General features: G+C 51.5%; 9 protein-coding genes and 1 pseudogene. All 10 read right to left on the bottom strand.

The window, feature by feature from the left end; all coding sequences use genetic code 11:
- Positions 1–433 (bottom strand): annotated as a pseudogene (locus RT018_RS07035) (hypothetical protein); the annotation flags it as partial.
- Between the two features lie 380 nt (positions 434–813).
- Complete coding sequence (locus RT018_RS07030) at positions 814–2151, bottom strand: MATE family efflux transporter (RefSeq protein ID WP_312940517.1); 1338 nt, start codon at positions 2149–2151, stop codon at positions 814–816.
- Positions 2152–2203: 52 nt separating this feature from the next.
- A complete protein-coding gene (locus RT018_RS07025; RefSeq protein ID WP_312940514.1) occupies positions 2204–4132 on the bottom strand; it encodes a sigma 54-interacting transcriptional regulator in 1929 nt (642 codons plus the stop codon).
- A gap of 93 nt (positions 4133–4225) precedes the next feature.
- Positions 4226–5272, bottom strand: coding sequence for a tripartite tricarboxylate transporter substrate-binding protein (locus tag RT018_RS07020; RefSeq protein ID WP_312940513.1), 1047 nt, complete (start codon positions 5270–5272; stop codon positions 4226–4228).
- Between the two features lie 49 nt (positions 5273–5321).
- Positions 5322–6851, bottom strand: a complete 1530-nt coding sequence (locus RT018_RS07015) for a tripartite tricarboxylate transporter permease (protein WP_312940510.1) — start codon at positions 6849–6851, stop codon at positions 5322–5324.
- Between the two features lie 12 nt (positions 6852–6863).
- The gene (locus tag RT018_RS07010; protein WP_312940507.1) at positions 6864–7319 is read right to left on the bottom strand and encodes a tripartite tricarboxylate transporter TctB family protein; all 456 of its coding nucleotides are present in this window, start codon (positions 7317–7319) and stop codon (positions 6864–6866) included.
- An 18-nt stretch (positions 7320–7337) separates the two neighbouring features.
- The gene (locus tag RT018_RS07005; protein ID WP_312940505.1) at positions 7338–8345 is read right to left on the bottom strand and encodes a 4-hydroxythreonine-4-phosphate dehydrogenase PdxA; all 1008 of its coding nucleotides are present in this window, start codon (positions 8343–8345) and stop codon (positions 7338–7340) included.
- A gap of 775 nt (positions 8346–9120) precedes the next feature.
- On the bottom strand, positions 9121–9576 hold the full coding sequence (nrdR, locus tag RT018_RS07000; protein WP_312940502.1) for a transcriptional regulator NrdR: 456 nt from the start codon (positions 9574–9576) through the stop codon (positions 9121–9123).
- 180 nt (positions 9577–9756) lie between these two features.
- Positions 9757–10272: a hypothetical protein gene (locus RT018_RS06995; RefSeq protein WP_312940500.1), complete on the bottom strand. Its 516-nt coding sequence runs from the start codon at positions 10270–10272 to the stop codon at positions 9757–9759.
- 129 nt (positions 10273–10401) lie between these two features.
- Complete coding sequence (locus RT018_RS06990) at positions 10402–10863, bottom strand: hypothetical protein (protein ID WP_312940498.1); 462 nt, start codon at positions 10861–10863, stop codon at positions 10402–10404.
- Positions 10864–10936: the final 73 nt, after the last annotated feature.

The following is a 10936-nucleotide window of genomic DNA, read 5'->3' as shown; positions in this document are numbered from 1 at the left end:
TTTTGTCTATCTGAACGGACTGATGCCGTTTTTCGGAAATACCGATCTGAACTGTATCCATACAGCTTTTCACCGGGCAGCCCATATTTTCCTCTGTGATGCCATAGTCGGTAAGAATTTGGCTCTGGCCTTCCGCGGTTGCTCCTCCGTGACTCCCCATGGCCGCCACAATAAAGGGTTCTGCACCACGGGACTTCACAAAATCCACAATGGCTTTGGTCATGATTGCATAGTGGTTAATGCCGCGGCTTCCGCAGGTAATGGCAATCTTCATTCCGGGTTGTATTTTCTCCGCAATCACCTCTCTAGAAAGCTCAGAGGTAACCGTTTCCGCAATCTTTTCCTCTGGAATATTGGTGGAATCGTAAAGCTCCCGCACCCGCACCATTTTGGGGATAGAAACATTTTTTATCAGGTTTGTAATTGTTTTCATATTCAGTCCTCCTAGTTCTCGCCTATGATATTTATACGCAATTTTCAAATGCAAGTGGGACGCTCCGTGACAGGAATTATAACCATGGTTATGGCTGGATCTGAAGACTCGGGTCATGACTGCTCTATTGCCCTTTGGCGCTTACTTAGATCTGAATTGACCGACACCAAACAAGTTTAATCGCACGGCTAAACTATGTATTCCTAATCTTCCCTCGGAACAGTTCGTTCAATCTATACCAAATTTTTCTTGGTGCGCACCGTTGCCAGTTCATTGCTGAGAGCAGACAGGCTCATTACGAAGAAGTTTTAGAAAAACGCATGCCTGCCTCCGATTAATTTGGGGCAGAGATCTTTTAAAAGACGGTCTCCACTTTTAGCTCAGAGCTTCTTTTTCACCATCCACAGCATTGTTGCAAAGCAGGCTCCTCCACCGATCAAATTGGAAATTGGCTCCGACCAGAACACACCGGATACTCCCATATAGCGCGGAAGCAGCCAGATCAGTGGAATTACCAGTACAACCTTGCGGAACAAGGAGAAGAAAATGGCATACTTTGCCTTTCCAAGCGCGGTGAAGGTGGCCTGTCCGGAAAACTGAAGTGCCATTAGACAAAAGCCCCCAAAATAGACATGCAACATATCCACACCGACTTCCAGCAGCTTCGGATCATCTGTAAACAACAAGATCGCCGCCTGCGGGAATAAAAACAACACGGCCCAGGCCACCGCGGTATACACAATGCACACGCCGGTGGTGAAGGCAATTCCCTTTTTTACACGGTCAAGTTTTTGGGCCCCATAATTATAGCCAAGAACAGGCTGCGACCCGGCTGTGATGCCATGCACGGGCATGATCACCATCTCCCGCACGGAAGTGATCACCGTCATGGCTCCCACAAACACATCGCCGCCCAGATTCATCAGTGCGCGGTTATAAACGAATTGCGTGATTCCATTGGTAAATGCCATTACAAAATTTGCAAAACCCACCTGCACGGTCTGCAACAGCACGGCAGGCTGCCAGCGGATATGTTCCTTACGCAGCAGGAGCAGCGCCTTCCGCCCAGTTAAAAAATGCAGTACCCAAACCGCAGAGACTAGCTGGGCCACAACTGTGGCAATGGCAGCGCCTCTCACTCCCAAATCCAGCACAAAGATCAGCAGCGGGTCGAGAATCACATTAATCACTGCGCCTGCAGCAATCGAAACCATTCCCACCTTTCCAAAGCCTTGGCAATTAATAAAATTATTCATTCCCAATCCGATGACAGATGCCGCTGTCCCCCAAATATACACAGAGAAATAATCCTTTGCGTATGGAAAAACTTCGGAGCTGGCGCCGAAAAGCCGCAACAGCGGATTTTGAAATACAACGCCTATGAAGGTCAGAATCAGCGCGGTAATAACCAGCATAAAAAACGAAGATCCGATAATTTGCTCTGCCAACACTTCATCCTTTCGCCCACGCGCAATCGAGCAAAGAGGCGCCCCGCCCATGCCGAAGAGATTTGTAAACGCAGTAATGATCGTTATGATTGGAAAAACAATGCCGACGCCGGTCAAACTCAACGATTCTCCGCCGCCGATACGTCCGATAAAAAAACGGTCTGTTATGTTGTAAAGGACATTCATTACCTGTGCAATGATCATTGGAACAGCCATGACGGTGATATTCTTTGCGATACTCCCTTGACTGAAATCATGATCGCGCTGCAAATAGTTTCCTTCTTTCTGTAGATAGAGTTTCCCGCTTTGCCCTTCAACAGGCTCACTTTTCAGAATCTGCGGATTTGTTTTTTTCTTCCTGCCGCTTAATCATCCGCCAAAGGGTGGTCCGGCTGACTCCCAATTCCCGAGCAAGCTCCTTCTTTTTCAAAGGGACTTGCAAATACAGCGATGGTGGCGTTGGTGCTGTAAGGAACGCAGACGAAGCCTGTCCGGAAATTTCCAAGTCTTCGGGCCTCTGTCCATCCGCAAAAAGCAAATGCAGTTCTTCCAGCGTGTCTGCACTTATCGCCTGAGCGTCATTGAGTACCACCAGCCGCTCACAGACGTTTCTGAGTTCACGCACGTTGCCCGGCCAGGAATACAGGCGCAGAATCTCCTGCGCTCGCAATGTCAGCCGAGGCGCGATTTTACCCTGTTCGGCGGCAAAAATGCAAAGCTGATGCTCCATTAGCGGCAGAATATGGTCCGGCCTCTCCCGCAGCGGCGGAATATAAATTTCCAGAGCGTTTAGGCGAAACAAAAGGTCGCTCCGAAATTTGCCTTTCGCGATCTGCTCTTGAATATTGACATTGGTTGCAGCGATTACCCGCACGTCAATAGGGATAACCGCCGTACTTCCAATCCTTCGGATCTCCCGCTCCTGAAGCACCCGCAGCAGCTTTGCCTGCAAAGCAACCGGGATTTCACCGATCTCGTCTAAAAAAATAGTTCCGTGATGGGCCTGCTCGAAAAGGCCTGTTTTTCCCATGCGAGAAGCGCCGGAAAAAGAGCCCGGTTCATAGCCGAACAGTTCGCTTTCCAGCAGACTTTCCGGAAGCGTAGCGCAATTAATGGCCACAAAGGGTTGGTCCGCCCGCTTACTAGCCGCGTGAATGCTGTGCGCAAATAACTCCTTGCCAGTTCCGGTTTCTCCGGTAATCAGCACATTGGAGTTGGCTGTGCTGAACTTTTTGGCGATTTCAACGCGTTTGCGCATGGCAGGACTGAAGGCAATCAAATCACGAAATGAGTATTTTGCGGTCAAGCCCTTGCACGTGAGATCCTTGCGCAGCTGGCGTTCTTCCTGCATGATCTTGGAAGCGGCACTGGTGGTGATCAGTGTGCCTACGCCGGAGGCCTCTCCACTGATCAGCTTGTATTTCACGTAGTATTTCTGCCCGTTCAGGTTTAGAAACCCTTCGTCTCCGTCACGGCATGGGGTGCTGCTGGACCCGATAAAGGTCAGTTGGGGATTGATTTCGCTGACTAACCGCCCTTGCCACGCAAACGCAAAATCTAATTGATAAAGCTGGTGGGCCTTTGTATTCGCTTCCAGAATACAGCCGGTTTCATCCACAGCAAGCACCGCGTCTTCACTGTTGTCCAGAATCATGCGGATAATATTGCTTTTCGTTCGCTCGGTATTGATGCTGCGGGCCGCCTTCATTGCCTCTGACACAGCGCGGTCCAGTGTTTCTGGCTGAATATGGATATAGGTACACGGAATTCCGCGCGCTCGGCAGATATTACTGACCGTTCCACCGCTGACAATTGCGTCTACCCCATCCCTCTGGCAGGCATCCACAGCCGCGTACGCACTATCTTCATCCAGAACATCGTACAGGCGCACGTCAGCCCGACACAGTTCATTTAAGCCGGGCAATATCTTTCTAAGCTCGCCGCGTTTCAGGCATAACCCGATGACGGAAGGGTGGAAGCTGTCCCGGCAGATCATCAGAGCTTCCAGAATATCCGTCCCATCGAAATCCAGACAGGTCACATGTTTTTCTGAATAGAGCTCACAAATCTTGCGATAGGTGATGCCCCGCGCCACGATCACATCATAGCTTCCCAGCCGATTGAGAATCTCCGGAGTGCCGAAACGATGTACCACATCAATATGCAATTCACTGCTGCGAATCTTTTCCACTTTTGCTTCCATCTGTTCAATTAAATCCGGGGACGGCACAAAAATGATAATTCTGACCATGCGACACCCTTCCTCCCACAGCAATTGCCATATTCATTGGATTAAGCGGACCTGCAAAATGCAGACCCGCTTAATCATACTATAGATTGTGAATTAGCTCAAGCCGTTATCCGCCATATAAACGGTTTCGTAAGCGGTGACATACCGAGTTGCATCGTCAGTGTTCATGTGCTGATCAATCAGCTGATAGGTTTTCAAATAATCGTTCTGCCAGGTTTCGGTCTTGGAGACCTGATCCAGAACGTCGGACCAATAGGCAACTGCCTCGTCGCTCATCGCGATGGGCGCTGCAACACCACGCCACACGGGAACTTCCACGTTCTCATAGTCACCGATTTCGGACAGGGTGGGAGCGTCCGACAGGCTGCCGGTGTAACGCTCTTCCGCCAGAGCCAAAACGGAAGTCAAATCGCCGGATTCCACATACTGAGAAGCTGCTGCGGGCTTGGAGATAACGAAGTCCACATTGCCGCCCAATGCCGCAGTGATCGCGTCAGAGGTGGAGTCATAAGTGATGTAGCCCATCTGCTGCTCGGTGAGGCCCACTTCCTTAATCAGCTTGTTATAGGTCTCAATATCATCGCCCTTGGAACCGCCGATGACAACAAACGTGCCGTTCTTGGCTGCTTCAATGGCAGCGGCAAAATCGGTCTGATCCCCGCCGTTTTTGGCATAATCGGTCTTGGCGTCGGAAGCAGGGCAGGAGAACAGCAGCTGCTTGTCCACTGCCATAATGGCAAGGATGCGGAAATTGCTGGAACGGTTATTCGTGTTTTTAACCATAGGGGTCAGATCGCCGGAGTTAAACGTCAGCAGGGTGTAATCTGCGTCGTTCGTCATGGTCGCAACCTTATTGCGGCCAACCTCGCCAGAACCGTCCGTTTCGTTGGAGACAACAATGGTCTGTCCATTGACCAGGTTTTCGTTGGTCATGATCTCCCCGATCTTTCTAGTGAAGATATCGGAGCCGCCGCCAGCGGAAGAAGTGCATACCCACGTGACGCTTTTCGTGGGAACGAAGCCCTCGGATTGGGCGCTGCCGGAACCAGCGGAACCGGAAGATGCAGATGAAGAGCTGCCACAGGCAGCCAGCGACATAAGCATCAGGGATGCAAGAGCGGATGCAAAGACCTTTTTCATGATACTTTCTCCTTATGTTTTATTTTTGGGAACAGGGTACTATCGAAGATCAGGCGTGAGCCTGAGACTTCCTTGCTTTGAGCTTGCGCAGGATATTTTTCACCAGAGGAGTCAACACCAGCACGAGGAAAACTGCCAGCAGTGCCAGCTTCAAAGGAGAATCCGCGAATATCTTTAGCCCTCCTTGAGACGCGATGAATGCCTTACGCATGTTCTTCTCAAGCATAGGCGCCAACACGAACGCCAGCAGCATGGGCGCGGTGGGGAATCCGTTCTTTTCCAGCAGGTATCCAACGATACCTGAAATGAACATGACAATCACGCCAAACATGGAGTTGGAGGTGGAATATGCGCCCACAATGCACACGCAGGTGATAATGGGAATCATATATTTCACGGGAACACTCAAGATTTTGATCAGGAACGGAATGACTAAAATTGCCACCAGCAGGGTGAACAGATTCGCCAGATACAAAGAGGAAATCAATCCCCAGCAAAATTCGGGGTTGCTATCAAACAGCAGGGGGCCGGGGTTCAGACCCCACATCATCAGTCCGCCCAGCAACACCGCGCCGGTGCCAGAGCCGGGTATGCCCAGAGCCAGCAACGGGGCGAACGCACCAGCCGCTGCCGCATTGTTGGCAGCCTCAGAAGCGGCAATGCCCTCGATCGCGCCGGTGCCCATGGGCTGCTCGCTCTTGAACTTCTTTTGTATGGCGTAGCCGACCATGGACCCAGTGGTAGCACCGGAACCAGGCAAGACGCCGACGAAAGTTCCCAAGATACCGGACCGCAAAGCCGCAGGAAGCAGACGCTTCAGGTCTTTCAATGTGAGCATACTGTCTTTAATGGACAGCTTTACCGAGCGCTCCTTGCTGCCACGCTTGGCGTCGTCGGCTTCCCGCTCGTTGATCAGCTTGATGACTTGAGCAAACCCCACGCAGCCAATCACAAACGAGGTGAACGGAATACCGCCCAGCAAATACATGTTGCCAAAGTTATAGCGGGGGGCACCGGATAGCGTGTCCATACCGATGCTGGCAATTAGGATACCAAACATGGTGATGACAATGCCTTTCATGGGATTCTCACCAATCAGCCAGCTGATCGACGTCATAGCGATGAGCAATACCAGCGTCATCTCCGCATAGCCGAACTTCAAACCCAGATTGGCAAGCCCGGAGGCGGTGCAAGTCAGAATCAGAATGCCGATGGTGCCCCCGATGAAGCTGGAAAGGTTGGCCGTTACCAGCGCGGGACCGGGGCGGCCATTCTTGGCCATGGGATAGCCGTCCAGCGCAGTGGTAATCGCCGGAGAATCTCCGGGGATGTTTAATAGAATGGCACTGAAAGAGCCGCCGTACATATTGGAATAGTATAAAGCGCCCAGCATGATCACGGCGGTGGTAGGATTAAATTTATAGGTCAGCGGCAGCAGCAGCGCAACGCCAGCCAGCGAACCGATCCCTGGCATGGCACCCACGATGAGACCAAGAGCAGCGCCCAGCATGCACACTCCGATATTTTCCGCAGTCATCAGTGTGTGGAAGCCCGACAATAATGATGTAAAATTCTCCATAATCAGGTCTCCTTACAGAATATACTGGAACAAGCCCATCGGAAAGCGGACCTGCAGCCACGAGACAAATACGCCAAGAATAATCGCGGCCAGTAAGAGTTCAATAATGGCCACCGTTTTCCAAGAGGCGTGCTCAACAAACTTTAACCAGATGAACAGATAAATCAGGCAACTGGCGATTAGACCCACCACATAAGTGCCAATAATAATACCAGCCCCTCCGAGAATAACCATCAGCTCATTCTTGTTGTATCTCGTGGAGGACTGATCTTTGCTGGTTGCAATTTGAATGATTGAGGCAATACTTGCTGCCAATAAAATCACTGCAATGATGACCGGGAAAAAACCAGGCATCGGCTGATTGTTCCAAAATCCATACTGCTTAATGCCAAGTACAATAAATAGAGCGGCAAAAATAGCCGTGACGACTGGAACCAGAGTCTGCGTATTAAATTTCTTCTTTTCCACAGTTTCTTACTCCCCCTATTATTTTTCGCGTTTGGCCAACGCCATTTTGGATGCCGCCTTAACGGCTCTTTCAAAAGAGGTGGTGGTGGCGCTTCCGGTTCCCACTTTGTCAAAGGCAGTGCCATGTGCGCAGGTGGCAACGGGATAGGGCTGACCGCCGGCAACGGTGATGCAACGCTCAAATCCGATGAGCTTCAGTGCGATCTGTCCCTGATCATGAAACAGCGTCACCACAACATCGAATTCCCCGTGATTCAGCGCACGGATAAACAGCGTGTCCGCAGAGTAGGGGCCAGTGACATTCCAACCGGTCTCGGCAACGATTTTTTCCACTGTGGGCGCCAGAATGTCCACTTCTTCGCGGCCACACAAACCGAACTCACCGCAGTGAGGATTCAACGCGGCAACCGCCATACGGGGGCGAATGCCAAAGCTCTCGCCGGTAATCTCGCCCAACGTAATGGCTTCACGCAGAGTCTCTTCCGTCAGATTTTGGCTGACCTCTTCCAGCGGGATGTGGCTGGTAACGCGAACGGTCATCAGATCGTCCATCATATTGATCTCACCAAAGGGAGTTGTCACGCCGAATTTTTCTGCCAGATAGGTGTGCTCACTCTCCACATGCATTCCAGCCATCTTCATAGCGCCTTTGTGGAATGGGCCAAACACAAACCCCTCAATTTTTCCGGCTTTACACAACTCGATTGCAGTATCCATCTGATCGAGATCGCTTTTTCCGCAATATTGAACGGCCTCGCCATAAGGAACCAACGAGGGGTCTTGATCCTTTAAATCCAAAACAGGGTAGCCGCGCTCCCAGTCACATTCGCTCAAATCACTGATTGCATAGTGGGGAACGTCACCGCCGATAACCTGCAAACCACGTTCAAACATTCGTAGATCACCAATAATAACAGGGCGGCAATAGGCTTTATATGTGTCCTGCACAGCCAACTTTGCCACCAGCTCCGGGCCTACTCCCGCAGAGTTTCCGAGCAGGATACCGAGGATGGGTCTATTGTTCATGATAATACCTCCAAAACAATTGCTGTTCTCGTCAGGTCGACGTAGCGACCCGCGCATAAACGCTCTTTTGTTCTTATACAGCAAAAGGCGTACCAACAATTCGTTTTATCCGTACCTCATATTAAAAATATGTCTAATTTGTGAAGTATATAAATTTTCATTTGTATTTTTAGCGATTATGCATCTTGCATTTTGCTTATCCTCAGTTTTTGTCCAGCACACCCTATTCTTCTTGCAAAAATTAACGTCAACGTAAGTTTCAAAAAAACGCAATTGAACCAAAACGTTTCTATTGTGTTTCATTAAGTTTCAATTTGTAAAGATCGGAACACAGCACCCACTATGGCGCCGCACATCCCTTTAGAAAGCACAGAGCAGAGCTGGATACGTGTTTCTTAACCGCAAACAATTATAATTTATCAATGCGCACTTTTACGCGGCGTGGGAGCTACGCTCATCCACTTTTAAGAAACAACTTAATCACCCTAAGCCCTACTTTTTTTGTTTTACCCTTTCCTCTCAAATCCCAACAGCAATAAAAGGCCTGAGAATACACGTAAAGACCGTGTATCCTCAGGCTTTTTGCAATTAAATAAGTGTATAAATGGATAGCAACTCATATTTGAGACACCGCATATCCATGTCGTCCGGGTTCCCCAGTCTATCAATGTCCGGTCGTCCGCGGGAATATTATGGTTCGGCGGGTGGACTAGGGCGAATAAAGTCAGTTTAAAAAAGAAACTTCCAAACTGTTATACGTGGCACGGTGTCAGATTTATTGCTCCGCCAAAAGCTTGTTCAGCTCCGACATGAAGGTATCGATGTCCTTAAACTGACGATAGACGGAAGCAAAGCGCACATAGGCCACCTGATCCAGCTTGCGCAGCTTTTCCATCACCAGCTCGCCGATGTGCTCCGTGGTGATTTCACGGTCCAGTCCGTTTTGCAGCTCCTGCTCCACTTCGTCGGCAATGCGCTCCAGCTCCGCCAGCGGCACAGGCCGCTTCTCGCAGGCGCGGATCATACCGTGCAGAACTTTGCTGCGGTCAAAGCTTTGGCGGCTGCCGTCCTTTTTCACCGCCACCATGGGCAGGCTTTCCACGGTCTCATAGGTGGTGAATCGGTTATTGCATGACAGACACTCCCGCCTCCGGCGGATGCTGGCCCCGTCGTCAGTGGGGCGGGAATCCACAACCTTGCTCTCGACGAACCCGCAATAGGGGCATTTCATCGGGTGTTCTCCTTCCTCCCGGCGGGGCCTGTGCATCCCGGCCCGGAGGACGGAAGAAAACCGGCAGGCCGCGCCGCAAATAATTCTTTAAAACACAGTATACCACAACGCTTTGCGTTGTGGTATACGTCAATTGTCATTTATGAAAAATTTTTAGAGGCCGTGCTTTGAATCAGCGTCTCAGGGCATAGTGGGCTGCTCCTGCTCGTCGAAGGCATAGACGACGTGCAGCGTCCCCTCAATCCGGCAGATTTTTGCAAAGCAAAACAGGGGTGTCAGTGGAAAGGGTTTTGCCGAGTCGTAGGGGATTGCCACCAGCCGCCGCTCCTTCCCCTGCTGGATCAACACATCGGAGACACCTTGCAGCATGTGGGAAAGCCAGGGGGATTTCAGCAGCCGCTCCGGTGCGGGAACCCGTTCCCACGCCCGTTCCCCCTCCCGCCGCGCATCGCATCGCAGAAGCTTTCCAAGATCCGATGTCTCCCGGCGGCTCAGCCTGCGGCGGATGGAATACGCTCCACCCTCCGGCGCAAGAACGCCCAAAAGCATTTCGCCCTGCTCCCCCACAAGATATGCCCGCAGAAAAGCCGGGCCGGGAATACGGCATGCGGCGCGGTAGTCGGCGTACATCCCGACTTCGGTCACGCTCAGCTCTCCGGCGGCTCTGCCGTCCAGATACAGCGGATACTTGTCCATGGCGGCTTCCTCTCCCTTCAGGCGGCGTGGGACACGACCCACGAAGGGCGCAAAAACCGCCGCCTGTGCTATCCTATGCGCAGGCGGCGGGCTTTTATGTATGCTTGTTTTCAGTTGTCAATCTTCGCGTCAGCTTACGGAGTAGCCTCCCCGGGCCAAAAGCTTCACCCCTTCGGATGTGGCCTTTACTGTCCGCCCCTCCACGGTTGCCATGTACAGGTGATTTTTCACCAGCGCACCACCGTTCTCCAGAACCTCGGCGGTAGTTTCATCCACAAGTCCCGGAGAGGAAGTCGCGCCGCAGGAAGCCGATCCCGCCCGAAGCAACACCTCCGCACCCACCGAGAGGTTCAGGCTGCCGCCCTTGGACAGCTCCACCACCGTAAAGCTTGTCCCCGCGTTTCCGGTTCCCGTTCCCCGTACTTGGGAGAGAATTTTGGGCAGAAAGGTCTCGTTCAGATAGCTCAGCGTCACCAGCGGATCTCCCTGAGACCCAGCCTCCGCCGCCGCGGAAAATGTAATCATCGCCGCCATAGAGGCCAGCATCAGTGCCCCAGCCCGCAGGCACCATCTGTTTTTCTTATGTTTCATCAGGTCCTCCCGTCACAGGCGGCGCCAGGGAAAAGAATACGATTATGTATTCTTTTCTCCGGCATTCCGCCAG

Origin of the sequence: Oscillibacter sp. (assembly GCF_032060045.1) — a bacterium.
GTDB lineage: Bacteria > Bacillota > Clostridia > Oscillospirales > Oscillospiraceae > Oscillibacter.
Note: the sequence above shows the minus strand (reverse complement) of the source record. Positions and strands in the feature narration are given on the sequence as shown.